Consider the following 26353-nt stretch of genomic DNA (forward strand, 5'->3'; position numbering starts at 1 on the left):
GGGGCACGAAGCAATCACGGCTCGCTGGTTTGCCCGTGTTTAGGAATGGAGAGCGCCATGCTCAAGATGCTCTTGTGCAAGCTGAACCTGGGCCACGCCTGGCATGTGGAATCGGCAGAAGATGGCAGCGGCCGCTACAGGCGCTGCACGCGGTGCGGCAAGTACGACCGCGACTGGGATGGCAGCGGCTTTATGCACTGAACGGGCTTATGCCTTCAGTTCTCCTCGGATGGCGTGGCTGGAAGCGAAACCGTAAAGGTGCTGCCTCTCCCGGGTTTGCTGGTGCAGGTGATACTGCCGCCGTGCCGTTCCACGATGGACTTGGTGATGGACAATCCCAGGCCAACGCCCGGAATGGCGGCCTGGCGGGCGGCACCTGTCCGGAAGAAGCGCGTGAAAATCTTCGAGGTCTCCTCCGTGGTCATCCCCATGCCGGTATCTTGAACTTCCAGCTGGATCCACCCGTCGTTCCGGGCAGCCCTCACGGTGACGCGTCCGCCACCCGGGGAGTACTTGATGGCGTTGGACACGAGGTTATCCAGGGCCTGACCCAACCTCAGTGGATCTGCATCTGCCCAGAGGGGTGAAGGTACGTCGGCCACGAGGCCCACATTGGCAAAATCAGCCTGCGCATGGGCTGACACCAAGCTGTTTTCAACCAGGCCGGCCACGTCGGTACGCCGTAGGTGGATGCTCTCCACTGCGGCGGCTGACATCAGCAGATCATCCACCAGGGCACGGAGCCGCTCGGCGTTGCGTTCGGCGACTTCCAAACGGGTCCGCGCCCTGTCCGAGAGCTCTTCATCTCCGCGGAGCACCAAGTCCAGGTTGCCCAGGATGGACGTGAGTGGCGATCCGAATTCGTGGGAAACGTTGGCAACCAATTCATCCTTGGCCGCGAGGGCCTGGACGACGTCGGTCACGTCGCGAAACACGATCACGGCTCCCCCGAACCCTTCATCAACGCCGTATTTCATGCTGCGCGCGGCGGTGGAAATGGCCCGCTGTTCTGCTCCCGTACCGAACCACACAAGGTAATCCGAATACGTTTCTCCCTGGACTGCCCTTTGGGTGGGGCTCTTTTCGGGTGGAAGCGGTGTCAGCCGATCCTGGCCAAAGATCAATAGCTCCTCGCGTGTGGGCGCCGCTCCGGACCGGGATGGAGTCGCCACGCGCTGGAATTCTTTTTGTTGGTTGTTCGTCAAAAGCGTCTCGCCCTTGGAATCGACGGCGACAATTCCGACGTCGATGGTGTCCAGGATCGTCGCAAGCAGCATTTCGCGATCCCTGCTGGCCGCGAGCAATTGCCTCAGCGCTTGGTCACGCTGCCTGACACGCTGTTGCTGAATCCGCGCATTCGAGCCCGAGAGCCGGATGGTAATTGCCACCGCCAACATCACCAGGGGCAGGACGGTAACCGAGAACATGTCGGAGGACGGCGGCTTAGGCAGGTGCGAAATGAATGGCGGGAGGGCAATGACGAGGGGACCCAGAAAACTAATGATGAGGCTGGACCTGGTTCTCAGACCTGAGGCGGACAACCAGATCACGGGAAAAAGTGCCAGAACCACGAGGCCTGGCAGCGAGCCATAGGCACCACTTCGCGTAAATGCGAGGGCAACCAGATCCAGGACCGGAATGACCAGGCTGGCGCCCGGCGCCAGACGCTCCCATGGAACCAGGAAGCAACTCACGAAAAGGATCCCATGCATGAGGATTCCGGTGACAAACAACCCGTTCTGCATGAGGCTTGGCCAAAGGGCTGGGGCAGAGACGAACAATCCTCCGACTACCAGAGTCAAAGGCAATTCACAGACGGCTACCCGGGCTCTGGGCGTCAGTTTTCTAAAGATGCGGGCGGCTGTGCGAAGCAAAGGCTGCTCAGTCAAGGCAGAATCCTTCGTTTGGGGGACACGGACCAAATATCGTTTCGCGCCGATTCCGGGAAGAGCAGGGGGCGGAGCGTAAAACCGGAACGTTGTGACGGCGCATATTGCACATATTAGGTGCTATAAAACTTGAATGCTTGTATCGTACGTATTGGGTGACACTTCCCGCTTTGCGCTGGGCTTGCGGGGATGTGCGCCGACTCGAGGGAATCAATGAGCGAGCCTGGGGTTGCTGTAGTCATTGAGGATGATGAGGACGTCCGGAATTTGGTGGGCGCCATCCTGAGAGAGGCGGGATTTGTAGTCCATTCCGCCGCGACTGGACGCGAAGGCGTCGAGGTTGTCCGACATCATCAAGCCGTGGCGGTGACACTGGACGTCGGACTTCCAGACATGGATGGCCATGAGGTTTTGCGGCGGATCCGGCAATTCAGTGATGCGTATGTTGTCATGCTCACTGCACGCCGCGACGAACCGGATACTCTCACCGCTTTCCTGACGGGTGCCGACGACTATGTAAAGAAACCATTCCTGCCACGCGAGCTAAGGGCAAGGGTCACAGCGATGATGCGGCGGCCCCGCGTGGGCGTTGGGTTGTCCTTACCCGAGGAGGCCAACGAATCCGGCTTGGTCCGTTCGAATGGACGTAACGATCCGGTCCTTGAACACAATGGATTGTCGTTGAATTACAAATCCCGGGCAGTGGCCCTTGATGGTTCTCCCCTGACTTTGACCAGGAGCGAATTCGACCTGCTGCTTGATTTGCTCCGCAACCCGGACGAAGTTCGGACAAGGGCTGACTTGGTTCGGGCTGCCCGTGGCGACTATTACGACGACGATGCATATATCAGCGAGGCCGACGAACGGGCTGTTGAAACCCACATTGGAAATCTTCGCCGAAAGCTGCACGAAGACTCACAGTCTCCCCGGTTTCTACAGACGATCCGGGGAGTCGGCTATCGACTTGCCCCGAAAAGGCCCGATTAAGAGATGGGATCCGGCTCCGGGCTTTCTTTCCTCAGTACGTAGCTTTCCTTGAGCTCCTTGACAGTGCGCTGACCACACTCGGCAATCTCATCAAGGAGAGTCTGGGCATTGCGTAATTCACCGTTCAGAAGGTGTCCTTCAAGAATGGCTGCGAGAACCGAAAGGCGAATGCCCCCCACCATCGCTGAAGATGTTCTCAGGCTAAGTATTGTGTCCATTGCCGCCGCTTCGTCACCACGTTCGACGGCGGCCGCGAGGTTTCCGTAACGTGTTGGCCAGAGCCTCGCGAAGTCGCTTGCAAATATGCGCGCAATGCGCGGATCGCCCACCTGATCTTCCAAGAGTTGGAATTCCGCGAGGTCCAGTATCGGCCGTCCGGACGCGTTGGGCATCCATGTGGAGCCTTTCGTCTGTCCGGTACGGTCGGAGTCCCCACGCTCGTCGACCTCACTGAAATCTGAACTGAACATAACTCGATGCTACTTCCTGAACTCAGATTTAAACCGATCTTGTGCTGATCTTGAGCAAATCCTTAGCTCCCCCTGATTTCTTGAGTTTCCTTTTATTACACAAATTCGTTATTCCTGCTCAGCCAGCACTGAGGGTTGTTATGGTATTGATCACTGCTGGTCCCAGGATGGCAATAAACAGGACTGGAAAGATGAAGAATAGCAGGGGAAAGAGAATTGTTACCGGAAGCTTCATGGCTTTCTCCTCGGCGCGTTGCCGGCGCTTAACCCTCATGACCTTCGCCTGAACCCTCAACACGCGGCTAATGGCAATCCCATACGTGTCGGCCTGGATAACCGCCTGCACGAAGCTTCGAAGCTCAGGAATATTGGTCCGCTGGGCCAACGCGAGATAGGACTCACGGCGGCTCCTGCCAACCTGCATGTCCTGGAGTGTCCTGACAAGTTCTTCCGCCAGCGGTCCCTTGCCGTTTTCTCCGGCGCGGGCCATGGCTCCTTCGAAGCCGAGGCCGGCTTCCACGGAGATGAGCATTTGGTCCATGGTGTTGGCGAGTTCCAACTGGATTTTCTTTTGCCGCTCCTGACCTTTGCTGTAAAGCATCAGGTCCGGAATGAAATATCCCAGCAGGACCACAAAGATCCCCACAAGCTTGATGAGTCCACTCTGGCTGGTGGTAGTGATAAACACACCAAAAATCGCGCCGAGAAGGCCAAGTGCTGGCTTGGCGGCAAGGACACGTCCCAGAGGGAGTGACGTGGGACGGCCAGCCAAGGCCAGTAGCCTGTCCAATTTCTGGACATAACTTCCGGGGGTAAGCCTGTAGCCCAGGCGCTCCAATGCCCCGCTCCTGCTCTGCTGCTCCACTTCAATCGCGATTTGACCCCGCGACAGGAGCTCACGGACTGCCCGCGGGGTCCTCCGGTCAGTTGAAAGGAGGGACCACGCGAAATAGGCGCTCGGCAACGGAACGAGCAACAAGGATAAAAGCAGGAAAGGGTGCAAGGTTCACCTCAAAATTTCAAGTCGATGATCTTGCGCATCCACAGACCACCGATGGTCATCAAGATGACGGAACCTCCGATCATCACCCAGCCCAGCGGATTGGTGAACATCACGTTCATATAGCCGGGGTTGACGATCATGAGCATGAACACGATTCCCACCGGGAGGGCCATCAAAATGTAGGCCGAAAACTTTCCTTCTGCGGCCAGGGATTTAATGTGCCCTTTGATTTCACTGCGTTCGCGAATGGTGTCGTTCACCTGGTCCAGCACATCTGCGAGGTTCCCACCCACCTCACGGTTGATCTGGATTGCTTGGGCTATCCAGACGAAATCCTCGTTCCGCATTCTCTCCGCCGTATCGTTCAGGGACGCTTGCAAGTCCCGTCCCAGACTTGTCTCCGTGATGACCCTGCGCATTTCTTCGGATGTGGGGCTGACTGATTCCGTGGCAGCGGCGTCGATGGCGCGCAGGATGCTGTGGCCAGCCCTTAGGCCGCCGGAAAGAAGCTGAAGTGTGTCGCCAAGCTGATCATCGAACTTGTCACGCCTTTTGCCGGCCCTGAACTTCAGAACCAGCCGAGCCACGAAGGGTGCCAAAATGCTGAGGAGAATCGCGAAGAGAATGCCGCCGACAATCAGCCCGATCAAGGCTCCCACCACCGCGCCGGCGATCACCAGGACGACGAAGTCCGCTTGGCTCATTCGCACACCCGCGTCATCGAGTTGTTCGCGGTTGAAAAGCCGAACTTTGCGCTGCGTCAGCACACGATGAAGTGCGTCCGTTGTTGACCCGGTGAACCGCGTCAGATGCGAACCGGGAAGCACCTGGTAGGGCCTCCGCCGGTCCAGCGGAACATCGGGGGTCTTTGGCAAAATAACAGCTACCCCGAACAGCACGATGGCTGACAGCATGAGGGCCAGCCCGACGAAAAGAATCATGGCGCGCTCACGTCCTCGGCGTCGATGTCAGTGGAGCCGCAAAAAGCTCGGGAGAAACATGAATGCCCAAGTCCGTGAAGCGATCGATGAACCGCGGACGGATACCGGTGGAAACTGGTTTGCCGAGGAACCTACCGTGAGCGTCGACGCCGGCCGAATAGTCGAAAACAAAAGCGTCCTGAAGCGTGACGATATCGCCCTCCATCCCTTGGACCTCAGTCACGTGCGTGATTCGTCGCGTGCCATCGCGGAGACGCGAAATTTGGATGATGAGGTTCACCGCGGACGCAAGCTGCTCACGGATCGCCCGCAACGGGAGGTCCATCCCAGCCATAAGAACCAGCGTTTCAAGTCTGGCCACGGCATCACGGGGAGAATTCGAGTGCACCGTAGAGAGTGACCCATCGTGCCCGGTGTTCATGGCTTGCAGCATGTCCAGCGACTCTCCCCCGCGCACCTCGCCCACCACGATCCTGTCCGGGCGCATACGGAGCGAGTTCCGGAGCAGTTCGCGGATAGTGACTTCGCCCTTGCCCTCAGTGTTCGGGGGCCGGCTCTCAAGCCTGACCACGTGCTGCTGCTGGATCTGCAGCTCCACTGCGTCCTCAATGGTCACAATTCGGTTGTCCTCAGGAATGAATGAAGACAGGACATTCAACAACGTGGTTTTGCCGGTTCCGGTACCGCCGGAAACAATAATGTTCAATTTCGCTTTGACGCAGGCATTCAGGAGTTCGGCGATTTCAGGGGTCAGTGTGCCAAAGTCGATCAAATTCCTGATGGTCAAGGGCACTTTGCTGAATTTTCGGATTGTCAGGGACGAACCGCCAACAGCAAGCGGCGGGATCACAGCGTTGACGCGTGAGCCGTCCTCCAACCGGGCATCGACCAGCGGTGACGACTCATCGATTCGGCGTCCCACCTTGGAGACGATGCGTTCGATGACTCTTCTCAGATGGTCTTCGGAGCTAAATCCCGAATCAGTGAGGATCAGCCTGCCGCGCCGTTCGACGTAAATCTGGTCCATTCTGTTGACCATGATCTCCGTAACTTCCGGGTCATCCAGCAGGCGCTGCAGTGGCCCGTAGCCCAGGACATCATCGGCCACATCCGCCACAAGCCGGCTGCGCTCCTCAGGAGAGAGCGGCACCTGCTCGGCGTCGATGATCCTGGTCAGCTCTTCCCGGGCAGCCGTCCGTAACTCCTGCTCACTCAACGTTGAATCGTTGAACCTCGCACCCAGACGCTCAAACAATGCCGTTGCGGCGCGTCGCTTCAGGGCAGCGAAGGCGTCCACCGGCTGCTGGGCCTTTGGCATCGGCGCGTCAGGATGATCAGCCAATTTCACTGAGAGGTGGGGTTTCGACGCGACCGTGGCCTTCGTTTGAAGGTTCGGTTTGGCCTGCTGGGCGGCCTGCGCAAAGGTGGGGTTCGGCGTCGAGAGTGGCTTGGATCCTTGTCCAAGCGCAGTGGCTGGAGCCGCGGATTCTTCCTCGGCGTCACGCAGGCGTTCGGACAGCTTCACTGGACTACCACCCTTCTGTGCAGTTTTCGCTGGGCCGTGGCCCGCCATGCGGGGTTGAACCGTTGAACGAGATGGTTCAGGCCCTTGATTGCTGGGTCCTTCGCCCCCTCTTGCAGCACCGGAATACCACGGTTGGTGGAGAGCGCCACTGCCTTTGATCGGGGAATGCTGATATCTACGGGGGCACCAACGGTCGATTCAACGTCCTGGACGGACAGCCCGGACTTGGAATCGGCCATGTTGAGTACCACGTGGCGGGTTTCCGGGAGCAGATTCAGCTTGCGAAGGATGTCCAACCCGGAGCGCAGGCCCCGAACGCTTGGCACATCCATGGCTGACACCCACACGGCGTCGGTGCACTGCTCCAACGCCGCGAGGCCGATTTCAGGCAAGCCCGGGGCTGTATCAACCACCACGTACTGAAATTCTTCGGCAAGTTGCTCCAGCAGCCGGCCCACCTGTTCGGGAGTAATTTCATCTGCTTCAACAGGATTTTTGGGCGCGCACAGAGCATAAATGCTCGCGGGATGGACCGTGAGAAATGCCTTGAGCACCAAAGAATCCTGGCTGGCCGACGGCGTGACCGCGTCAGTAACCGTATGTTCCGGATTGAGGTAGAGCCCTGAGGCGACATCACCGAACTGCAAATCGAGATCCACGATCACTACGCTCATCGGCGCTATCTTGCCCAACCCCACGGCAATGTTCGTGGCGATGGTCGTCTTTCCCACGCCTCCCTTGGGAGAAAAGACGCCGATCACCAGTCCCTTAGGTGCTCCTGCCGGCTTAGGTTCCGAAGTTCGCTGACGGGTGGCGAAGGACTGGCAAGCACGCTCCAGGGTGACCCTGATCTCGGCCATGTCTGCGGACGGACTCATGATGTCGCGGATGCCGGACCGCATCGCTTGGAGGATAAAGTCCGGCTGCGGCTCAGCGACGAGAAGTACGCTGAGCTCCGGCACCTGAACGTTAAGGACTGTAGCCAGGCGCATCGCTTCCTCAACCGGCACGTCCGGTCCCAGGATCAGCACCTCGAGTTGTCCCTGGTCCAGGGCGCCGAAGAGCTCGGCCGGGTCAACGGGCAGGACGCTGGTGAAGAAGGTCTGCACGCTTCCGGGGAGGCCGCCGGCAACGGCTTGACGTAGCCGCTGATCAAATTCAGCACTGGGCGTTATCAGGACAAAGCGACTCACTTGTACACCTCGCTCCGTTGGATGATTCTGGGTCCGCTCTCCTGGGCGTCCACAGGCTCCTTGCTCAGCCAGATCTTGGCGAACTCGGCGGCGAAAACGATCTTGGCTGCATCCGAGTCGCCCACTGCCACGGTAAGGAGCAGGGAACCAGTGGGCAGGGTGCTGTCCTTGGGATCGGGTGCTTGGGTCCCGGAACTCGGGGCAGGGCTGGGCTGGGCTGTGGCTGCTGGCTCGGGGGCACGTTGCACTGCGGTCACTAGCACCTTGTGAATGGACAACTGGGTGGTTTCCTTATCCGGCTTGGACTCAATTCCACCGCTCTCCATGGAAATGAAAATCCCGATGTGGTCACCAGGAACTATCCGTCCCCCCACGACTCGCACGGGGTCCAGCTGGAACGAAACTTCCTGCATTCCTGGAGGCACCGCAACGTTTCCCGGAGCCTTCAATGCCTCCGGAGCTACAAGACGCTCGGCCACCAATGGTTCGCCCGGTACCAGGTCCACAGCGGCCACCTTGCCCGCGGAATCGCCCAACGTCTTCAGTGCTGATTCGGGGACAGAAGACTCAGGAAGTTGCTGCGCGGCAAGGGAAGCCTTCATGGCCTCGACCGGCGTGCCGGCAGGAATCGGCGCCTTGACCATCAACACCTCAACAGGGGCAAGGTTCTGGACAGCACGTTGATCAGCGCCCTGCGCGTAAGCGAACACGAGGATCACCCCTATGACCGCCAGCAGCGCTGCTGCCGATCCTGCCAATAAGCGTGATTTCACTTAACACTCCTGTGCTTAATAGTTGGAAAGGCTAGCTGGTCAGGCGCACTACGGTGACACCATTGGCATCCACAGGTCCCAGGGAATAGCCATCTGCCAGCGATACGTACTTGACGAACCTCCCCACGATCCCCCGGCAATTTCCGGTGCAGGACAGTGAGGAGGAAACATAGGGGCTGTCGTTATGGAAAGCGTCAGGGAGGCTGCTGCCGCCGCTGAACTTCCATCCCGTCACTTTGAAGGCTGCAAACGAGACCAAGTGGTAGATGGCTCCGCTGCCTGTGCCCGTGACGGCATTGAAGACCGGAAGCAGCACGATAACGTCTTTTCCGGCGTTGATGCTGGCTGCCCACTTGTTCAGGGTAGTTGCACAGTTTGGCGGCACGCTGTTTCCGGGAGCGCTGCCACCTTCGCTGAGCGCCAGGTCAATGGTGCCACCGCACACGCCAGGATCCTGGACAGTCCAACCGAACCCGCCCTCCACTGCCGCGCCAGAAGGCCCGTAGTTGCAGCTGGGGTTGGCGCCGGTACCGTGAGCCTGCAAAAGCTGCTGGACACCGCCAACGTACCCCTGCACCTGGCAGATCGAAAACGCCAGGGGAAAGGGAGTTGTTCCAGCACGAGGACTGCCCCACTGAACAGTCGACGACGTCACAACGTCCGCCGTATTCATGCCCAGGACACGGCCGAAGACCAGTGAAACGGCATTTGGAGCGCCGCCCGCTTGCTGGGAGCCGGCGGACACGGTCACCTTCCGGTTAGTCAGATCAAGGTTTACCGAGTTGATGTTTCCAAGGCCGTCTATGGCATTCTTATTGGCCATGTCCTTGGCGATCTGGGACGTAGTGGAGCAATTCGGGTCGCTAAGATTGGCGGCGCATTTCTCCGCCACGGCCAGGGCCGCTGCATCGGATCCATTCTGCGCCTGCGCCTTTTCCGAGTAGAGCATTCCAGCATCCACAGCCAGGGCGGCAAAGCCAAGCAACGCAACCAGAATCAGAGCTATGAGGACCGCGACGGCTCCGCGTTCGCCGTCGTCATTGCCATTTAGCCGCCACATACCATCACCCCTACTCCTTGCATCGGGAACGGTCCTGCGATTCCCGTGAGGGTGCTGAGCGTGTATTTGACGGTTACGGACATCTGCGCGCCGGACGTGCAGCTGGTGGCACTGAAGGTGAAGTTCGCATCTGCCAGCTTGGGATTCAGGGTTACAGCGGCGTTTTTCGCCGCGGTCCTTGCTGCCGACTGATCATTCGCGATGGACATCACGCGCACGCCTTCGCGGGCAGCGTTCGTGAGCGAGACTTGCGCGTTGTAGGCCCGTCCGAATTCCATGATCCCCAGGACCAGGAGGATCAGGATGGGTGCAAGCAGTGCGAACTCGACCGCTACTGCACCCCGTTCTGATGTCCCGCGCATGTGGATCTGCCTTCTCATCGAAAGTGGAAAGAGGAACGGGTGGGTGGGGCCACCGACCCACCCACCCGGGTACCCGCTGTGAGCCGGACTACTTCGAGCAGCTGCCTGGGACGCCCTGGACATTGCCGACGGTGGCGGTCGTCGCAGTCCAGGTGCCGCCCTTGACGGCACAGGCTGAGCTATTGAAGGTCTCGACGAGGTTCCCGCCGAGCAGGGTCACAGCAACGATGATGACAACGGCGATGAGCGCAACCATGATGCCGTATTCGACGGCGGTAGCGCCGTTCTCTTCGCGGCGGGCACGGGATGCGATGGTGCGGAAGGTAGCAAACATTTTGAAAACTCCTGAGCGAGTTGGGGAGATGTGGGCTGGCCCGATACCAGCTCCCAACCAACGTAGCAACGGAGAGAGGCCTATATCGGAGTCCTTGGGACTTCCTGTGGAAAGCCTCTGGAACCTGCGCATTTCCTGCGCTAAACCTAGGAATTCCCTCGCTTTGCCCACACAAAATAAGGCCGCGCCACCATTGGCACGGCCTTATTGTTGAGTTTTGTCAGCCCATTGCAGGGGCAACCACGGGTGGTGGCGAGAGCTGCTTACGCGCCCACCGGGCCAACTTCTTGCCCTTGCCCTTCCACCAGTTGTCTTCGTCCTTGTCGGAGTGCCAGCGGAAGATGATCATCACCAGCACGGCCATGCACATGGCCACCTGAAGCCATGACCAGGTGACCGCTTCAGCGAGCGCGCTGATCCCCATGACCATGATGGAAGGCACGGCCAAGGTCCTGAAAATGGTATTTGCCACGTACCGGGGGCGTGAACTGGGTATGGACATCGCACGCACCATATCGAAGCACAGGCACACCACTACCATTATTTGTCCCACGGACATAAGGAGAAGCCCGGGCAGCGACCCCGCGAACATTGCTGCCGATTCCATTCCTGTACTCAACGTAAACCCCTCCAACAAACGTCATTTCAGATCCGCTGTGCTCAATTGAATCGGCTGCAGAAGGGCCCCGTCACGAGTAGTGAGTACTCGTTTCCAGCCGGCCCCACTACTTGCCTGCTTGCCGGGTACTTGGTCTTGGAGTGGCAGGACTTTCCAGAAATTCCTGTGCTTTCGTACCGCGCGTTGTCTTTGCTGATCTGTGAATCACTATGCTGGGCAGCAGGGCTTGGTTTTCAGATCCCGGGGGATGGAAGGTGCTTGGCTATGGGGGATAGCGTTTTCTTGCCGCTGGAGGACTATTTCAACAGAATCGGTAGGCGCAGGGCGGTTGTGTTGTGCCAATTGCCCTTGATGGTCATGGTCACATTGATTGTTTTCCTAGCAATCCTGTTCAACGCCAGCAGCCTCTTCGACCCTGTCTTCGTCGTCGTCCTGCTCCTGCACGTCATCATCCTGGCTGCATGCCTCGTTCTTCCATGGAACCGTCTTCCCAGTTGGAGTTTCGTTTTCATCCCCGTAGTGGATTGTCTCGTTCTGGGCCTACTCCGCGAGGTCGGCGGTCCGGTGCTCAGCGTGGTGGGGCTTGTCATGGCTTTTCCTGTGATCTGGCTGTCTGTCAGCGTCAGCAAGGTGCGCGTTGCCTTCGCCATCCTGGCACCGCTTTGCGCCACCGTTGCTTCACCGTTCTTATTGGGGCACGAAGTTGAACGGCCAGAGTTGGTCCGCATGATTGTCTTCCCTGTCATCATGGCTGGTTTGGCCATCACTGGGCATGCTGTTGCCCGCGGGCTGATCAAACATGGCGAGCGTCTGGACCGTAAGGATCGCGAACTGGTGCGACTCCATGGCGCAACCAAAGATCACGCGCAGCTCCTGGACACAGTCCTTGAAACGGTCAACGTCGGTGTCTGGGCCATGGACACAAACGGTGCCGACATTCTTACGAACCGCCGCCTTCGGGCCGATCGTTCATGGGTTCAGGAGTCGACGGACTCCGTAAACCCCTTCACGGTTGTGGCTGGGCCGTCCGCCGAAGAGCGGAACGGTCCCGCGGATCTTGCCGTCCGAGGCGCCAGTTTCACCAACAGGCTCGTCCGGGTGGGCGATGGGGAGAAGCAGCGGACCTTTTCGGCCGCCGCACGGCCGCTGCTCGACGAATCGGGCCAATTGAAGGGTTCCATCATTGCTTTCACGGACGTCACAGCCCTGGTGAAGGCGCAAACAGCGCGTGACAAGTTCGTCGCCACTATCTCCCACGAACTTCGGACTCCGCTAACGTCCATCCTTGGTTACCTGGAAATATTCGCCAACCAGCCGAATCCTGCGTTCATGGGCATCATCGAACGGAACGCGGAACGCCTACTGACCCTCGTCAATGATTTGCTCCTTGTCGCCTCCGAAGACCTCGAACTGCGTCGCCGGCCGACCAACGTCTCCGAGCTGCTCCAGGAGTCGGTCAAGAACGCCAGGCCGGCCGCCGCCGCAAGGGGCATCACCATTGCTCTGCAAATCCATGGAGACGTCGCTGCAGATGTCGACCCCGGTCAATTCTCCAAGGCCATTGACCAGTTGCTGTCCAACGCGATCAAGTTCTCTCCCGAAGGCACACAAGTGGTCATTGGCCTCCGGGGAAAAAACGGCGAGGTAGAGCTATCCGTCCGCGATCACGGAATCGGCATGACCGAACAAGAACAAGACGAAGCCTTCACCAAGTTCTTCCGGGCCGATCAGGCAATGGAATCAGCAATACCGGGGGCAGGCCTGGGTTTACCACTCAGCAAAGCCATTGTTGAAGCCCACGGTGGAACCATCGGCTTGAACAGCCAGCCGGGGTCCGGCACGACTGTGACGATCACTGTTCCTCGTTAAGTGCTTCCGCGCAACACCGCCGCCGCCCCGGTGTGGAGCCCGTTTCAGCGCCGGCTCATGCTGTTGGCAAAGCCGACTACGATCGCCGTCCACCAGAAGGCCTGGGACAGCACCAAGGCCACGAGCATCCGGGCCCGAAGGCTGCCGGCCACTTCCTTGAACATTGTGCCTTCCGGGAGGGCATGGACCCGACGCATCACCGGAATCAGCGAAATTCCGTTAAGCATCAGCCCCAGGACGCAGGACATTTTCAGCTGGGTTGCAGCACTGGTGATGTCCGGATGAATGAGAGCGCCGGTAACCAGGAGCCCAAGCAGCCCGGCCCAGATCAGCGGCGCAGCCGCGCGCTCCAGCTTGCTCGTATCATGCAGTCCTCTTTTGCCGATGAGCCAAAGAAACCCTACCCAGTCGACAACAATGACGGACCCGAAGGCCAGCACCATCCCCAGCACATGTGCGGACAGCGCCAGCCGGTGGGTGCCGACGTCGAAGGTGCAGGTATGCCCTACAGCCAACGATGTCACCCACGCAGCGGCGGCTGCCGCCATAAGCGCCGGTATCAGGATGCCGGGCCCGGACAATATGGAACGCGTGGGGGTAGCGTCAATTGCCGGCCCCGCCATTATGTGAAGAGCCCTTCCCCTATGTACCCGCCGGGCTGAACGCCTGGAGGGACGGCCGCCAATGCCGAGCCGGTGTGCTTGAGGTACTCCAAGGCCAGTGTGTCCTGTTTGGCCATGGCCATCTGCATGGGCACGTAGTGGGTACGTGGATCCTTGACGAAGGCAATAAAGAACAGCCCCGCGTCAAGGTGGCCCAGGCCATCGGAACCGTCCGTGTAGTTATAGCCCCGGCGGAGCATTCGCACGCCGTCATTCTGGTCCGCGTGGGCAAGCCTGATGTGCGAGTCCATGCCGATCAGGGGTTCACCGTCTTTGCCCTTGATGGCGAAGTCAGGGGCTGTGAACTCCTTGCCGCCGGAGAGCGGAGAGCCTTCGGACTTGGTTCGTCCAATCAGCTGTTCCTGCTCCCGCAGCGACGTGCGGTCCCAGATCTCGATGTGCATGCGGATCCGTCGCGCCACAAGGTAGCTGCCGCCTTGCATCCAGGCTTCGCCGGAGCGAGTGCCGGGGCCGGCCCAGACGTGGTCGTTGAGCAGCTGCGTGTCCTCGGCTTTGAGGTTGTTGGTTCCGTCCTTGAAGCCGAACAGGTTCCGTGCTGTTTGCTGGCTCCGGGACGTGGACGACGTGCGTCCGAAGCCCAGCTGGGACCAGCGCACCCGGACCCTTCCAAATCCGATGCGGGCCAGGTTGCGGATCGCGTGGACGGCTACTTGGGGATCGTCCGAGCACGCTTGGACAATAATGTCGCCGCCGCTGCGATTTGGTTCAAGGTCATCACCGGGAAAATGCGGCAAGTCAATCAAGGCATCCGGCCGCCGCCCATCAAGGCCGAACCGGGCCTTGCCGTCCTTCTCGAACAGCCCTGCCCCGAACCCGAAAGTTACGGTGAGTTTGCCGGCCGTGAGTCCCATGGCTTCACCCGTGTCTTCGGGAGGAGCGTCATAGGGGCCATCCACGGCTCCAGTGGCACCAGTTTCACGGCCTTGGCTCATGGCTTCAGCCGCAGCCGTCCAGTCCTTCAGGAGCTGGATCAAGGCGGCACGGTCTTCGGTGATGACATCGAAGGCAGCCATGTGCAGGCGGTCCTGGGCGGCAGTGGTGATGCCCGCCTGGACGCTTCCGTGGAAGGGGACGACGTCGCCGGGACCGCTGGCTGGAGGCGCAGCGACAGCTGCTACGGCGTCGTGGCTCAGGAGGCCGGCGGCAATACCGGCAACGGCTCCGGCGCCACCGACGCCGGCAAGGGACAACAGCCCCCTGCGCGAGAGGCGCGACGCCGGAGCGTCACGTTCGGCGGAAACCGTCGGGACGGCGTCGGGCTTCTGAACGTCCGGCTTCTCAGCGAAGGGCTTCCCAGCGCCGTCGCCAACGGCGCCCCCACCGAATGGGCAGCCGCTCACAGGACCACCGCTGCTGTGAGATTGGACAGCGGTTCGCCGAGGGCATCAACCAGGGCTGCCAGTTTCTGGACCTGATCAGGGCTCAGCTCGTTGTAGTACACGAAGCCTTCGCCACGGGCGTGCGTTGTGAGTTCAGCCTGAAGGGCAGCAAACTTCTCTCCAAGGGACGTGGCGAGCTCGGGATTCTTCTGCTCAAGAACCGGTTTGAGGTTCTCGAAGGCAATCCGGGCGCCGTCAACGTTTGCCTGGAAGTCCCAAAGGTCCGTGTGCGACCAGATTTCTTCCTCGCCGGTGACCTTGCCGGTAGCAACCTCATCCAGCAATTCCTTGGCACCATTGCCCAGCTTGTCTGCGGTGAGCTCAACCGTGCGGGTGCGGGTGGCAAGGTCCTCGGTGTCGGCCACCAGCTGCGCGGCGAGCTTTTCGCGCTCCGGCGCAGACAGGGCAGCGAAGCCCGCAGGTGGGAAGAGGTCCTTCTCAGCGCGGTGCCATCCGGTCCATTCCTCCCCTGCTGCTAAATCTGCTTCCCGGGCATCCAGCTTGGGGTCGAGGTCACCGAAGGCCTCGGCTACCGGTTCAATCCGTTCCCAGTGCATACGCGTGGCGGCGTAGAGGGCACGGGCTTTGGCTGCGTCCCCAGCGCTGTACGCTGCAGCAAATTCCTTGGTTCCAGCGAGGAGCTGTTCTGTCTGGTCCTTGACGTAAGCCAAGTACTGGCTGGTGCCTTGATCCGTGAGGGCCTTGACATTGGTGTCCGTGGCCGGCTTCCCGCTGGACTGGGTGACACTGAATTCAGCGCGGATTCCTTCGCCCTGCATACCGGGCTTACACGCCGTCGTGTATTTGCCGGCAGGTGCGGTTACTACCAGGTTGCGGGTGAGTCTCGGTCCAATGTTTTCAACTTCACCGATAATCCGAAGGCCATCTTCGGCCAGAAGGTAGAACTCTGTAACCTGATTTCCCTCATTCTGGATGGCGAACGTGATGTTGCCACTGCTGGTGGTCACAGTAGAGAGTGAGCACGCATCGGCGGTGCTGGAGACCTTGATGACGTCAGCGGCAGAAGCACCGCCGTTAGTGGTACAGGCAGCCAGCGACAACGGGAGAACGGCCGTTGCCGCCAAGTACCTCAAACGCGTGACGCGAGTGATTTTGGACATGGGTAATTCCTTTGGGGGGGTCATGCGATGTTGGGGAGAGTGATGCATGAGGTTGAGCTAGCCGAGACGCGACACCGAAATCTCGTGTCGAGGACCAAGGTTAGGCTCACCTAAAAAGGAAGATTACCCAGAACCCGGAATTATGCAAACTTTTCGTGGCCTAATTCTCAGAAGATGACGTCGCGGTCCTCCTTTGTCGAAAATGCGACGATCGTCAAAATATCGTTAGCCACATCACAATATTGCGCGGGGCGGCTCCGCGCAAGACCCAGTTGGTATGCCAAGAGTGCATCTACTCCTGAAGCTTTGGGGCGACTGACGCGAACATCAGCAAGGCTATTGACGCTTCTTTCAAGTTTGGTATACCGTCAGCGCTATTCCGCATCCACTTGACTGGATGCCTCGACGATGAGGGAAGACGAATGGCAGAAGTAGAAGTCGTTTCGAACCAGGCCGGAGCTGGCTGTGCCAACTGCGGAAGCGATGTGGGGCTCGAGGGCGAGACCCGCACAGTCAGGAACCAGCTGGCTCAAACAGGGCTGTTGGAGGACAAAGTGCAGCGCGGGTCTGCGCTGGCGAAGATGCGGGGATTCGGAGCTGACGGCTTCCGTGACCAAAGCCGTCCACTGGTTCTGGCCCCGAGTTGGCTCCTGGCGCATATCAATGACGAGATGGTTCTCCTGGCCGATCACGAGGTTGTGGTCACGAACGGTCGAATTGAGGCAGTCAGGCCCCGCACGGGCAGCACCGACGAGCGCGTGGATATGCCGGGACAATTGCTCCTTCCCGGACTGATCTCCATGCACAGCCATGTAGCCGGAGGCGCAGCCACCCGTGGCTACGTTGAAGGCAACCTGACTCCCATGAGCAAAGGGGCGCCGCTGCGGCAGGGGCGGCAATTCCTTAAAGCCATGGTCCTCCTTGAAGACCTTCCGGACGAAGATCTGGACACTATGACCGCGTTGAACCTCGCTGAAATTCTTCGCGGTGGGTGTACTACCCAAGTGGAAATGTCCAAGGGCCTGCGCTCAATGCAGTCATACGTCCGGGTTGCCCGCGAGTTTGGCATCCGGGGCTACCCCTCAGGCGCTGTCCCGGGAATGAAGCGGATCCTGCCCATATGGAAGCGCGGTACGGACGATCAAGCGCTGTTCGATTCGGTGCCGGAAACCCTGGCCGAAATCCAGGAAAACCTGGACTACGCCCGCAGCATCAACGGCGTTGACGATGGTCGCATCCTTCCCATGATGGCGCCGGCAACCAACGCTGTGCACACACCGGAAACCTTTGCGGCAATGAAGTCGGCAGCACAAGAGCTGCACGGCCTGCACATTCACCTTCAGGCTGGATATGGCCGCGCCCCTCAGCCAGACAAGGTAGCCATGAACAGGCTGTGGGGCCAGGATGAAATACCGTGGCTGCACAGCATGGGCATCTTCGATGGTTCCGTTCGCGTCTTCGGGGCCCATCTGCTGGGCATCGACTTTGAGCGTGACCTCCCCCTTCTGGCGAACTCCAGCTTCACGTTTGCCAACTGCCCTTCCGGTACGGGAGCGGGAGTAACACCGGCGCAGTGGCCGTGGCCGGAAGTGCTGGGGGCTGGCGTCAATTCCGGCATCGGTTTGGACACCCACTCCAACGACTACATCGAGAACCTGAAAATGGCGGTCATCTATGGGCGCATCCGTGCTGACTTCCTGGGTGATTCCACCCCGGTGCCCATGGTCCGCCCATCGATCTGGACCGCCGTCGAGGCAGCCACGCTGGGCGGAGCTAGGGGACTTGGCCGTGAAGATCTGGGCCGCATCGCCGTGGGAGCGAAAGCAGACCTCACGAGCATCGACGTCAGTGGCCTGTTTGTCGGCGTCGGAACCGTGCCGCGCGAACCCCTGAACCACCTCATGTACGCCAATGGCCTCTCTGTCAGGAATGTCATGACAGACGGACAGTGGCAGGTCCGCGACGGCGCCCTGACTATCGTTGACGAGGCCGCCCTGGTCCACAAAGCCGGCAAGGTCGTCCAGAGAATCTGGGACCAGATGGCAGCCGACGGAGTCTTTGTCGACGAGCCCCGCAGCGACCTCATACCCGCCGCTTCCCTCCGCTAACCCCTCCCCCGCACATCCCGCGGTTCACACCCGGGATATTCCGTGCTGCCCACTTTTGACCCTGTAGTTCCCTTCAAGACCAAGTAGTTCCCTTCAAATTATTAGGAGATAGATCAATGAAGAACTTTGCTCCCCAGGTATCTGAATACTGGAAGAAGGTCGCTGTAACGACAGTTCTCGTCGGCATAGTCGCAAGCACCGCCGCCTGTGGTGGCGCCGCACAGCCGGCTTCGAAGGTGGAACCGGCAGCAAGCGGTAATGCCACCTTGAGTGATCTGCTCCCCGCAGACATCAAAGCAAAGGGTTCCATCACCGTCGGAACACAGCCCGACTTTGAACCCGCCAACTACACTCCGATCGGCGAAGACGGCGTCAAGGGATTCAACATTGACTTGATGGACGCGATGGCAGCCAAGCTGGGCCTTAAAGTCACCTACCAGAAGGTCCCTTTCGACCAGCTTCTGGTGGGCGTGCAGAACGGCAAGTTTGATGCCTCCATTGCTGGCATGACGGACCGGCCCGGGCGCCAGGAAAAAGTTGATTTCGTAGACTACCAAGTGGCAGGAACCGTCTTCATGGTGGCCAAAGGCAACCCAAAGAAGATCACCAGCGAGGTCAACGGCGGCTGCGGGATCAAGATCGGCGGAGTCAAGGGCAACGACGACGAACGTCTGGTCAAACTGATGGCCGAGGCCTGCACCGCCGAAGGCAAGCCTGCCCCGGAACTAGTGACCTTCCCCACCGGAAGCGATAAGAACCTGGCGCTAACCTCAGGCCGGGTGGACGCTATGTTCTGGCCCGATATGGCCGTATCCGTAGTGCAGAGGGAGACCGGCGGAAAGCTGGAGTCCGTTCCGGTGAACTTCGAGGAAAAAGTCTTCCTCGGCATGATCTTTAACAAGCAAACCCCTCAATTGCGCGACGCCTTCCTCAAGGCAACCGAGGCCATCCATGCCGACGGCACGTATGACGAGATCCTGAAGAAATGGGATGTTGCTGTCATCGATCTGCCAAAGCCCGGAATCAACCTCGCCAAATGACCACTAATAATGAAGCGCTGACAAAAGTGCATTTGGCGACCGATTCCCCACTGACAACTCCCCGACGTAGTTCGGACCAGCCCCAGGGAGTATCCGGAGAAAAGGCAAGAAGGCGAAAACCATACGGACAATGGGCCTCCGCAGCCCTGATCCTGGCAACCATCGGCGCATTCTGTTGGACGCAGGCCGGCAATGAAAGGCTCGACTGGGCCAGCGTGGGCCAGTTCATGTTCCATCCAGCCATACTCAAAGGCATAACAGTCACGCTGGAACTCGCGGTTTTCAGCATGCTGATCTCGGTGGTTCTGGCCTTCGGCGTCGCCCTCATGTGCCAAAGCAGAAACCGCGTGGCGTCAGCGGTAGGCAAACTGTACGTCTGGTTCTTCAGGGGCGTACCCCTGCTGGTGCAGATCCTCATCTGGTTCAATCTCGCCGTGCTTTACCCCACCATCCTGGGGAGGGACACGAATGAATTGATCTCAGGATTCACCGCGGGCCTCTGTGCCCTGTCTCTGGCCGAATCCGGATATATGGCGGAGATTATTCGAGGCGGCATCATCTCGGTCAATAAAGGCCAAACTGAGGCGGGACTGAGCATCGGCCTTACCCGGGGACAAGCCCTTCGCCGGATCGTCCTGCCCCAAACCATCAGGGTCATCATTCCGCCCACGGGAAATCAATTCATCGGACTGCTCAAGGCAAGCTCGTTGGTCTCAGCGATCGGTGGCAGCGACCTGCTCACCCAAACCCAGTTGATCTATGGACAAAACTTCAAGATCGTTCCCCTGCTCATCGTCGCCACAGTTTGGTACCTGATCCTGGTAAGCCTCGCCAGCGTAGGCCAGTACTTCCTGGAGCGGAAGTTCAATCCGGAGGGAGCATCCTCCCGCCTCTCATTTCGGCAACTCTTCCTAGGCCGTGCTGCGGTGCCGGAACAGCAATCCGCACTTATCCGGAAGGCAGGACAGCCATGAGTGCCGTTCAAATGCAGGAACCCTTGATGGAAGCCCGGGATGTCAACAAATGGCTGGGACGTAACCACATTCTTCGCGGAGTGGACATGACGGTGGAGCCAGGCGAAATTGTCTGCGTCCTCGGTCCATCAGGCTCTGGCAAGAGCACGCTGCTCAGGTGCATCAACGGACTTGAGGCAATCGAGTCCGGCACCATCAACGTGGATGGCGACCGCGTGGGATTCAAGACCCATAAGGGACAGCTGTACGAACACACCGAACAAGAAGCTGCACTGATGCGTCGGAGGATTGGGATGGTCTTTCAGCATTTCAATCTTTTCAATCACATGACGGCCCTGCAAAACGTCACGTATGGCCCCCGGAAAGTCCTCGGCCTCCCCAAAGCAGAGGCAATCAAACAAGGGCTGGATGCGCTGGACAAGGTTGGCTTGTCCTTGAAACGAGACTCCTATCCAGCGCAACTTTCCGGCGGGCAGCAGCAACGCGTAGCAATCGCCCGCGCGCTGGCCATGAAACCCCAACTGATGTTGTTCGACGAACCAACCAGCGCCCTGGACCCGGAATTGGTGGGCGACGTACTGGCGGTCATGAAGCGGGTGGCTGAGGAAGGGATGACGATGATCATCGTGACCCACGAAATCGGATTCGCCCGGGAAGTCGCGGACAGAGTCGTGTTCATGGATGAAGGCCGGATTGTCGAATCAGGACCGGCAGCACAGGTACTCGACCATCCATCCAACGATCGAACAGCCAATTTCCTTCGCCACGTCAAGTGAAAGCGTGGGGTCCGGCGATCGCCGGACCCCACGACACCAGAACAGGAACACGCCCCTATGACAGACCGTGAAGCCCTGGACGATGTTCCAGTTTCAGCATCACGCACAGCCTTGGCTTATTTACACATCAGAGACCGGATTATCAGCGGGGACCTGACGCCCGGGACGTGGCTCAGGGAGCGGGAGCTATCCACTGAGCTCAACGTTTCCCGTGTGCCGGTCCGGGAAGCCCTGCTGCAACTCGAGGCCGACGGCTACACCACCACAGGGCCACGGCACGGTGCCGTTGTTCGACAAATGACCATTCAGGACGTCAATGAAGTATTCGATATCAGGCTCAGCATTGAAGTCTCAGCAGCAAGCATTGCCGCCAGGCAGGTAGCCGATGGTGCCGCTCCCGATCAGCTGCTCACGGTCATGGCACATGCAGAATCGCTCATCGATAGCCAGGATGCCGATCTGAGGGCACGGACAAATATCGCCATTCACGACGAAATCTTCCGGCTGACGGGCAACGAGCTGCTGACCTCCGTCATAAGGCCGGTCGCCAACCGCATGCGCTGGCTTTTCGGAAATGTCGTGGAACAGGACGCCGCGGTGCTGTGCCAGGAACATCGGGCATTGTGCCAAGCGATATGCATGGGGCAAGCAGAACTGGCCTCGGCCTTGGCCGTCGCCCACATTGAGCACAGCAGGGCCCCTGCCATTGCCCAGCTCGAAGGAAGGCTCCCCTCCCGCCGTGCGCAAAATGCCAGACCCCCTGGCTCCTTCCACCCCCGGACACAGAGGCACCCATGACACTTGTTCTCACAGCATCCACACTCGAGTCCCTCGCCAGCATGACCGAAACCATTACCGCCGTCGAGCGCGGTTTTGGTGACATCGCCCGCGGCACTGCCCTTCAGCCCGGTCCGCTATCTCTGCACCTACCGTCGTCGGAGGCGCGCTACCTACTCATGGCCGGGCTGGCAGAAAGCCAAGGGCTGGCGGCAGTGAAGCTTCTTTCCGATATCCCCGCGAACCACCATGAAGGGCTGCCTACCCAGCGCTCCAGTATCCTGTTGGCCGATCGGCGGACAGGTGAAACACTCGCACTTTTGGACGGGCGGGTGCCCACCCGAATTCGAACCGCGGCCGCGAGCGCCGTTGCCAGCAGGTTCCTTGCCCGCCCTGACAGTTCAACTCTGGGGCTGGTTGGTGCAGGAGCCCTGGCCATCGCCCACGTTGAAGCGTTGATGGCTGTTCTTCCCATCCGGAAGGTAGTGATGTGGTCCCGAAGCGCGTCTACACTTGCGGCGTTCAAGGCCGGGACCGCGCACCACCAGATCGAAGTGGTGAGGGCCTCCAGTGTCCAGCAAGTTGTGGAGGAAGCCGACGTGCTCTGTACCCTGACGCCGTCCGTGGAGCCTTTGGTTCGTGGCGAGTGGTTCCGTCCCGGACTGCATGTCAATGCTGTCGGCGCCCGGCCGCGTCCTACCCACCGGGAAATCGATTCGGAGGGGATGAGACGGTCACGAGTGTTCGTGGACAGCATGCCAACTGCCATCGAGAAGTCGGGCGACCTCATGATGGCTGTGGCCGAAGGAGTCATAACGATAGACGACGTCGAGGGTGAACTCGGCGGGGTCATCGCAGGCGACGTGACGGGACGCGAAAGCGAGGACGATATTACGCTCTTCAATTCGGTGGGAATCGGCATGCTTGACCTGGCAATCGGCCGGCTGCTGTACGACGCTGCGGTCCTTCATGGATTGGGAACCAGCATCGATATGTCCCGGTGATGAAAGAGCACTCGTCGCCCCTCAGGGACGGTGTGTTGGATAATCAAGTATGGGCGCGGAGCTGCTGACAATTCCTGAATGCCCCCATGCTGCGGCCGCTCAGCAACTCTTCGAGCGGGCACTGAGGCTGGCCGGGGTTTCCGGAATGGTGCACTTAGTGGTGGACTCCGAGGAGGAAGCAGCCTCGCTCGGTTTCCACGGCTCCCCCACGTTCCAGCTTGACGGACAGGACCTCTTTCCGGTCCTCGGCGAGCCCGCGCTGAGCTGCCGCATCTATCCAACCATCGACGGCCCCCGAGGCCTGCCGCAGCTGGAATCGCTCCGAACGGCGATTCAAGAAAAGCTAAAGGGCATTTAGCTTAGGGCCGGGTCAGGAATGACTCGACTTTTCCAGGGTCCCTCTCGATCACCGGCTCCAGCACTTCATCAATTTTGGCGAGGATTTCCGTGGTGAGCTTAACCCCGGACGCCGTGGCATTGTCCACCAATTGCTCGGGCTTGGAGGCCCCAACGATCGCTGCCGAGACGTTGCTGTTCTGCAAAACCCAGGCCACGGCGAGGGCGGCCATGGACAGTCCTGCTTCCTTGGCAATGGGCTGCAATTCCTGGACCTTCTCCAGCACCTCCGGGCGCATGACCTTGTGCTCGTCTTTCAGAGCCCCGTCCTCTGTAGTGAAGCGCGAATCGGTGGGCGCCCCCTCGCCGGGAATGTACTTGCCTGTAAGGACGCCCTGTGCCAACGGCGACCAGCAGATCTGTCCCAGGCCGAGCTCCTCGCTGGTGGGTACGACTTCTTCCTCGATGACCCGCCACAGCATTGAGTACTGGGGTTGATTGGAAATGAGGCCGATACCAAGGTCTTTGGCGAGTGCGGCGCCGGCCCGGATCTCGTCTGGAGTCCATTCGGAAACTCCGATGTAGATTGCTTTGCCGGCCCGGACGATGTCCGCGAATGCCTGCATCGTCTCCTCAAGCGGCGTTTCGTAGTCATAGCGGTGGGCTTGGTATAGGTCAACGTAATCCGTACCAAGCCTGCGCAACGAGCCGTCTATTGACTCCATCATGTGTTTACGCGAGAGCCCACGATCGTTCTTCCCCTCACCGGTGGGAAAGTAGACCTTGGTGAAGATCTCCAGGCCTTCACGCCGGACCCCTTTGAGGGCTTCGCCCAAGGCCGATTCTGCACGGGTTCCCGCGTAAGCGTCGGCAGTATCGAACGTGGTGATCCCAAGATCCAGTGCTTGCCGTACGCAGGATGTTGCCGCCTCCTGGTCGATCTGTTCGCCGTGGGTGACCCAGTTGCCGTAGGCCAATTCGCTGACGTACATTCCGGAGGCGCCGAGCTTGCGATATTCCATGGGTCAAGTCCCTTTCAAAGGTGTGACTGTTGGCTGTGGGGTGTGACTCTTAGTCAGGTGGTGTGACAGTGCGCCCGCCTCGCAAGGGAAATGGCGGCGCTGTAGTGCCGCGAACAATCAGTTGGGCGGACAGCACCAAGTCCGGCTCCGCACCGGCGTCGTGCCCTATCAAAGCCAGCAATCGACGCGCGGTTTCGGACCCCTGCAGGGCGACCGAATGGTCCATGGTGGTCAGGTCGAGAATCCTGGAGAGTTCGTGGTTATCGAAGCCAATTACCGACATCTGGCCCGGAACATCGATTCCTGCCGCCTTGAGAGTGTGCAGCACGCCGAAAGCCATTTCGTCGGACGCCACGAAGACCGCAGTAGGGGCTACTTCCGCACACAACAACCGGGCCATCGCCCTCGATCCGCCGGCCGTTGAATTTTCCTCGTGGACCTCAAGGTCCTGGCCGGGCTCCAACCCAGCCTCGGCCAAGGCCGCGCGGTAGCCCTTCAAGCGGTTTGCCGGCGGGACGCCACCCAGCGTGCTGTCTGCAGCCTCGCGAATTCCGATGAAGGCGATGCGCTCGTGCCCCAAATTGATGAGGTGCCGGGCTGCTGCCCGCCCCGCCGCGTGGTCGTCCACCCGAACACCAGACCTGCCCGGAGTTCCCGAGCCCAAAAACGCTAGCGGCAAGTTCTGGGCTTCAAGGGTGGCCAGTTCCGCCGGAGTCGGCTGCAAGGCAAAGATCAACACGCCATCAGCCCGCCCGGCAAGGCTTGATCCCGCGAAGAAACGCTCCCGCGCGGCAGTATCGGCAAGTTCGTACAACAGGACATCAAAGCCTGCCTGGCGAAGCACCCGCCCCGCCGACGCCAGCACCTGCCCAAAGAACCATTTGGAGAGGTTGGGGGTGACAATCGCGATGGCTCCCGTCCGGCCAGTCGCCAAACGGGAACCAGCAAGAGAGGGAACATAACCTAGTTCCCTCGCGATACTTTGCACGCGCTTGCGCGTCTCTTGCGAGACACCCGGCATATCCCGCAAGGCACGCGAAACCGTTGATACCGAGACCTTTGCACGTTCCGCAACCGCATCCACTGTTGACGACATGGGAATGACGGTAGCGGCAACGCTAGGTTAACGCAAGCGCTTGCGGAGTAGATCAAACGGGGATGGGCCCTGAGTCAACTGGGCCCACCCTGAACGGTCTAAGGAGATGTGCTTGGCGACGATGAGGAAGTAACGCTGCCCTCCGAGGTGCTCATGGTTGGTGTCGGTGTCAACGATTTGGACGACGGCGAGCTGCTCATGCTGCTGGGCGAGCTGGTCATGCTTCCGGAAGAACTGCTCATCATTTCACCGGGAGTTTCGCTAACGCCCTCGGCTTTCGCAAGCACCTTGTTGATCAGGTCTTCGAGTTCCTTCTGGTCAGGATCGCCCAGGCTTGGCCCACTCTTAGTGGCCACCACCAGCAACCTCCCGTCGGCCGCGGAGACCTGCATCAGCTTCTTCTGGCTTTCGTCGGAACGGGTGCTGATTGTTCCGAACGTTTCCTTTGCCTTCGTCTTGGCGTCCAACTCCTCACTGGAGACTTCATAAGTCTGGCCAACAGCTTTCACAGTGAATTTTGCGCACTTGTCCATGTTTCCGCTGATGTCCTTGAGAACCTTTTCCGCGTCAGGACCTTCGCTGCCGGATTGCGCGGACAGGGACCTGGGCTGATCACTGTCAGACAGGGCCACGGCAACATCTCCGTGTTCAACTTTGTCTACCAGCCCAGCCGTGGCGATGTCCTTGCAATCCTCGGGATCCACACTGGCCGTATTCAAAAGCAGATCGGCGATCTTGCCACCTTGGTCTACCTGCTCCTTGGAATAGAGCTTGAGCTCGTTGCCATCTCCATCCCTCATGCCGGAGATGAGCTCTCGCAATTCATCCTCGCTGTAGACCTTCTCCTGGGCCGGCGCCGAGGCCGAGGTTGGGCCTGACGACGTGGTGGTAGATGAAGGACTTGCTGCACTGCCCCCACCTCCACTGCACCCCGCCAAAGCCACTGCCGCAACTGCCAATACTCCAAGCGCTGGAACTCTTCGCATCAGATACTGCTTTCCGAGACGTTCGA

At 59.6% G+C, this 26353-nt stretch carries 27 protein-coding genes; 10 read left to right on the forward strand and 17 right to left on the reverse strand.

Annotated features, from left to right (window positions below):
- Positions 1 to 57 precede the first annotated feature (57 nt).
- Complete coding sequence (locus tag LDN82_RS17195) at positions 58 to 201, forward strand: hypothetical protein (RefSeq protein WP_224088605.1); 144 nt, start codon at positions 58 to 60, stop codon at positions 199 to 201.
- Positions 202 to 215: 14 nt separating this feature from the next.
- Here LDN82_RS17195 and LDN82_RS17200 read toward each other — a convergent pair whose 3' ends face one another.
- Positions 216 to 1889: a HAMP domain-containing sensor histidine kinase gene (locus tag LDN82_RS17200; RefSeq protein ID WP_224165165.1), complete on the reverse strand. Its 1674-nt coding sequence runs from the start codon at positions 1887 to 1889 to the stop codon at positions 216 to 218.
- Positions 1890 to 2102: 213 nt separating this feature from the next.
- Between LDN82_RS17200 and LDN82_RS17205 the strand changes: the two genes are divergently transcribed.
- The gene (locus LDN82_RS17205; protein ID WP_224165166.1) at positions 2103 to 2876 is read left to right on the forward strand and encodes a response regulator transcription factor; all 774 of its coding nucleotides are present in this window, start codon (positions 2103 to 2105) and stop codon (positions 2874 to 2876) included.
- On the opposite strand, the gene LDN82_RS17210 is transcribed toward LDN82_RS17205, so the two are convergent.
- The 10 genes from LDN82_RS17210 to LDN82_RS17255 all read right to left on the reverse strand — a co-directional run bounded on the left by LDN82_RS17210 (position 2873) and on the right by LDN82_RS17255 (position 11156).
- Positions 2873 to 3346: an Hpt domain-containing protein gene (locus LDN82_RS17210; RefSeq protein WP_224165167.1), complete on the reverse strand. Its 474-nt coding sequence runs from the start codon at positions 3344 to 3346 to the stop codon at positions 2873 to 2875. The genes LDN82_RS17205 and LDN82_RS17210 overlap by 4 nt on opposite strands.
- A gap of 118 nt (positions 3347 to 3464) precedes the next feature.
- Entirely contained in the window at positions 3465 to 4349 is an 885-nt protein-coding gene (locus LDN82_RS17215) for a type II secretion system F family protein (protein ID WP_224165168.1), read from the reverse strand.
- 8 nt (positions 4350 to 4357) lie between these two features.
- Complete coding sequence (locus LDN82_RS17220) at positions 4358 to 5290, reverse strand: type II secretion system F family protein (protein ID WP_224165169.1); 933 nt, start codon at positions 5288 to 5290, stop codon at positions 4358 to 4360.
- 7 nt (positions 5291 to 5297) lie between these two features.
- Positions 5298 to 6608, reverse strand: coding sequence for a CpaF family protein (locus LDN82_RS17225; protein ID WP_224167562.1), 1311 nt, complete (start codon positions 6606 to 6608; stop codon positions 5298 to 5300).
- Positions 6609 to 6811: 203 nt separating this feature from the next.
- Entirely contained in the window at positions 6812 to 8008 is a 1197-nt protein-coding gene (locus LDN82_RS17230; RefSeq protein WP_224165170.1) for an AAA family ATPase, read from the reverse strand.
- The gene (gene cpaB / locus LDN82_RS17235; protein ID WP_224165171.1) at positions 8005 to 8781 is read right to left on the reverse strand and encodes a Flp pilus assembly protein CpaB; all 777 of its coding nucleotides are present in this window, start codon (positions 8779 to 8781) and stop codon (positions 8005 to 8007) included. The genes LDN82_RS17230 and cpaB overlap by 4 nt, the downstream gene beginning before the upstream one ends.
- A gap of 31 nt (positions 8782 to 8812) precedes the next feature.
- Positions 8813 to 9841: a Tad domain-containing protein gene (locus tag LDN82_RS17240; protein WP_224165172.1), complete on the reverse strand. Its 1029-nt coding sequence runs from the start codon at positions 9839 to 9841 to the stop codon at positions 8813 to 8815.
- Positions 9829 to 10203 (reverse strand): TadE family protein, encoded by a 375-nt coding sequence (locus LDN82_RS17245; protein ID WP_224165173.1) that lies wholly within the window; start codon positions 10201 to 10203, stop codon positions 9829 to 9831. Before LDN82_RS17245 ends, LDN82_RS17240 begins: the two co-directional genes overlap by 13 nt.
- A gap of 88 nt (positions 10204 to 10291) precedes the next feature.
- Positions 10292 to 10537: a Flp family type IVb pilin gene (locus LDN82_RS17250; protein ID WP_224165174.1), complete on the reverse strand. Its 246-nt coding sequence runs from the start codon at positions 10535 to 10537 to the stop codon at positions 10292 to 10294.
- A gap of 220 nt (positions 10538 to 10757) precedes the next feature.
- A complete protein-coding gene (locus tag LDN82_RS17255) occupies positions 10758 to 11156 on the reverse strand; it encodes a hypothetical protein (RefSeq protein ID WP_346347096.1) in 399 nt (132 codons plus the stop codon).
- A gap of 264 nt (positions 11157 to 11420) precedes the next feature.
- On the opposite strand from LDN82_RS17255, the gene LDN82_RS17260 reads away from it, so the two are divergent.
- Positions 11421 to 13025 carry a HAMP domain-containing sensor histidine kinase gene (locus LDN82_RS17260; protein ID WP_224165175.1) on the forward strand — a complete coding sequence of 535 codons (1605 nt, stop codon included), beginning with the start codon at positions 11421 to 11423 and terminating at the stop codon, positions 13023 to 13025.
- A 44-nt stretch (positions 13026 to 13069) separates the two neighbouring features.
- On the opposite strand, the gene LDN82_RS17265 is transcribed toward LDN82_RS17260, so the two are convergent.
- From LDN82_RS17265 to efeO, 3 genes are read right to left on the reverse strand one after another with little or no spacing between them, the layout of a single operon-like run.
- Positions 13070 to 13648 carry a hypothetical protein gene (locus tag LDN82_RS17265; protein WP_224165176.1) on the reverse strand — a complete coding sequence of 193 codons (579 nt, stop codon included), beginning with the start codon at positions 13646 to 13648 and terminating at the stop codon, positions 13070 to 13072.
- Complete coding sequence (efeB, locus tag LDN82_RS17270) at positions 13648 to 15048, reverse strand: iron uptake transporter deferrochelatase/peroxidase subunit (RefSeq protein ID WP_224165177.1); 1401 nt, start codon at positions 15046 to 15048, stop codon at positions 13648 to 13650. The genes LDN82_RS17265 and efeB overlap by 1 nt, the downstream gene beginning before the upstream one ends.
- Positions 15045 to 16208, reverse strand: a complete 1164-nt coding sequence (efeO, locus tag LDN82_RS17275) for an iron uptake system protein EfeO (RefSeq protein WP_224165178.1) — start codon at positions 16206 to 16208, stop codon at positions 15045 to 15047. The genes efeB and efeO overlap by 4 nt, the downstream gene beginning before the upstream one ends.
- 422 nt (positions 16209 to 16630) lie before the next feature.
- Between efeO and LDN82_RS17280 the strand changes: the two genes are divergently transcribed.
- From LDN82_RS17280 to LDN82_RS17310, 7 genes are all read left to right on the forward strand, one after another.
- Entirely contained in the window at positions 16631 to 18316 is a 1686-nt protein-coding gene (locus LDN82_RS17280) for an amidohydrolase family protein (RefSeq protein ID WP_224165179.1), read from the forward strand.
- Between the two features lie 116 nt (positions 18317 to 18432).
- Entirely contained in the window at positions 18433 to 19356 is a 924-nt protein-coding gene (locus tag LDN82_RS17285; RefSeq protein WP_224165180.1) for an ABC transporter substrate-binding protein, read from the forward strand.
- Positions 19353 to 20330, forward strand: coding sequence for an amino acid ABC transporter permease (locus LDN82_RS17290; protein WP_224165181.1), 978 nt, complete (start codon positions 19353 to 19355; stop codon positions 20328 to 20330). The genes LDN82_RS17285 and LDN82_RS17290 overlap by 4 nt, the downstream gene beginning before the upstream one ends.
- Entirely contained in the window at positions 20327 to 21106 is a 780-nt protein-coding gene (locus tag LDN82_RS17295; RefSeq protein ID WP_275964648.1) for an amino acid ABC transporter ATP-binding protein, read from the forward strand. Before LDN82_RS17290 ends, LDN82_RS17295 begins: the two co-directional genes overlap by 4 nt.
- Before the next feature lie 57 nt (positions 21107 to 21163).
- Positions 21164 to 21904, forward strand: coding sequence for a GntR family transcriptional regulator (locus LDN82_RS17300; RefSeq protein ID WP_224165182.1), 741 nt, complete (start codon positions 21164 to 21166; stop codon positions 21902 to 21904).
- Positions 21901 to 22887 (forward strand): ornithine cyclodeaminase family protein, encoded by a 987-nt coding sequence (locus LDN82_RS17305; RefSeq protein WP_224165183.1) that lies wholly within the window; start codon positions 21901 to 21903, stop codon positions 22885 to 22887. Before LDN82_RS17300 ends, LDN82_RS17305 begins: the two co-directional genes overlap by 4 nt.
- A 49-nt stretch (positions 22888 to 22936) precedes the next feature.
- Positions 22937 to 23245 (forward strand): hypothetical protein, encoded by a 309-nt coding sequence (locus LDN82_RS17310; protein ID WP_224165184.1) that lies wholly within the window; start codon positions 22937 to 22939, stop codon positions 23243 to 23245.
- Between the two features lies 1 nt (position 23246).
- Here the strand turns inward: LDN82_RS17310 and LDN82_RS17315 are convergent, their stop codons facing one another.
- The 3 genes from LDN82_RS17315 to LDN82_RS17325 form a co-directional block, all read right to left on the reverse strand.
- Positions 23247 to 24245 carry an aldo/keto reductase family protein gene (locus LDN82_RS17315; protein ID WP_224165185.1) on the reverse strand — a complete coding sequence of 333 codons (999 nt, stop codon included), beginning with the start codon at positions 24243 to 24245 and terminating at the stop codon, positions 23247 to 23249.
- 49 nt (positions 24246 to 24294) lie between these two features.
- Positions 24295 to 25341, reverse strand: coding sequence for a LacI family DNA-binding transcriptional regulator (locus LDN82_RS17320; RefSeq protein WP_224165186.1), 1047 nt, complete (start codon positions 25339 to 25341; stop codon positions 24295 to 24297).
- Positions 25342 to 25439: 98 nt separating this feature from the next.
- Positions 25440 to 26327 (reverse strand): hypothetical protein, encoded by an 888-nt coding sequence (locus LDN82_RS17325; protein WP_224165187.1) that lies wholly within the window; start codon positions 26325 to 26327, stop codon positions 25440 to 25442.
- Positions 26328 to 26353: the final 26 nt, after the last annotated feature.

Origin of the sequence: Arthrobacter sp. StoSoilA2 (assembly GCF_019977195.1) — a bacterium.
In the GTDB taxonomy this organism is placed as follows: domain Bacteria; phylum Actinomycetota; class Actinomycetes; order Actinomycetales; family Micrococcaceae; genus Arthrobacter.

Excerpts from the sequence above, each read along its gene's own strand:
- LDN82_RS17195 (WP_224088605.1), top strand. The coding sequence starts at position 58 with ATGCTCAAGATGCTCTTGTGCAAGCTGAACCTGGGCCACGCCTGGCAT.
- LDN82_RS17205 (WP_224165166.1), top strand. The coding sequence starts at position 2,103 with ATGAGCGAGCCTGGGGTTGCTGTAGTCATTGAGGATGATGAGGACGTC.
- LDN82_RS17210 (WP_224165167.1), bottom strand. The coding sequence starts at position 3,346 with ATGTTCAGTTCAGATTTCAGTGAGGTCGACGAGCGTGGGGACTCCGAC.
- LDN82_RS17220 (WP_224165169.1), bottom strand. The coding sequence starts at position 5,290 with ATGATTCTTTTCGTCGGGCTGGCCCTCATGCTGTCAGCCATCGTGCTG.
- LDN82_RS17225 (WP_224167562.1), bottom strand. The coding sequence starts at position 6,608 with ATGCCAAAGGCCCAGCAGCCGGTGGACGCCTTCGCTGCCCTGAAGCGA.
- LDN82_RS17240 (WP_224165172.1), bottom strand. The coding sequence starts at position 9,841 with ATGTGGCGGCTAAATGGCAATGACGACGGCGAACGCGGAGCCGTCGCG.
- LDN82_RS17245 (WP_224165173.1), bottom strand. The coding sequence starts at position 10,203 with ATGCGCGGGACATCAGAACGGGGTGCAGTAGCGGTCGAGTTCGCACTG.
- LDN82_RS17250 (WP_224165174.1), bottom strand. The coding sequence starts at position 10,537 with ATGTTTGCTACCTTCCGCACCATCGCATCCCGTGCCCGCCGCGAAGAG.
- LDN82_RS17260 (WP_224165175.1), top strand. The coding sequence starts at position 11,421 with ATGGGGGATAGCGTTTTCTTGCCGCTGGAGGACTATTTCAACAGAATC.
- LDN82_RS17265 (WP_224165176.1), bottom strand. The coding sequence starts at position 13,648 with ATGGCGGGGCCGGCAATTGACGCTACCCCCACGCGTTCCATATTGTCC.
- efeO (WP_224165178.1), bottom strand. The coding sequence starts at position 16,208 with ATGTCCAAAATCACTCGCGTCACGCGTTTGAGGTACTTGGCGGCAACG.
- LDN82_RS17280 (WP_224165179.1), top strand. The coding sequence starts at position 16,631 with ATGGCAGAAGTAGAAGTCGTTTCGAACCAGGCCGGAGCTGGCTGTGCC.
- LDN82_RS17285 (WP_224165180.1), top strand. The coding sequence starts at position 18,433 with ATGAAGAACTTTGCTCCCCAGGTATCTGAATACTGGAAGAAGGTCGCT.
- LDN82_RS17290 (WP_224165181.1), top strand. The coding sequence starts at position 19,353 with ATGACCACTAATAATGAAGCGCTGACAAAAGTGCATTTGGCGACCGAT.
- LDN82_RS17295 (WP_275964648.1), top strand. The coding sequence starts at position 20,327 with ATGAGTGCCGTTCAAATGCAGGAACCCTTGATGGAAGCCCGGGATGTC.
- LDN82_RS17300 (WP_224165182.1), top strand. The coding sequence starts at position 21,164 with ATGACAGACCGTGAAGCCCTGGACGATGTTCCAGTTTCAGCATCACGC.
- LDN82_RS17305 (WP_224165183.1), top strand. The coding sequence starts at position 21,901 with ATGACACTTGTTCTCACAGCATCCACACTCGAGTCCCTCGCCAGCATG.
- LDN82_RS17310 (WP_224165184.1), top strand. The coding sequence starts at position 22,937 with ATGGGCGCGGAGCTGCTGACAATTCCTGAATGCCCCCATGCTGCGGCC.
- LDN82_RS17315 (WP_224165185.1), bottom strand. The coding sequence starts at position 24,245 with ATGGAATATCGCAAGCTCGGCGCCTCCGGAATGTACGTCAGCGAATTG.
- LDN82_RS17320 (WP_224165186.1), bottom strand. The coding sequence starts at position 25,341 with ATGTCGTCAACAGTGGATGCGGTTGCGGAACGTGCAAAGGTCTCGGTA.
- LDN82_RS17325 (WP_224165187.1), bottom strand. The coding sequence starts at position 26,327 with ATGCGAAGAGTTCCAGCGCTTGGAGTATTGGCAGTTGCGGCAGTGGCT.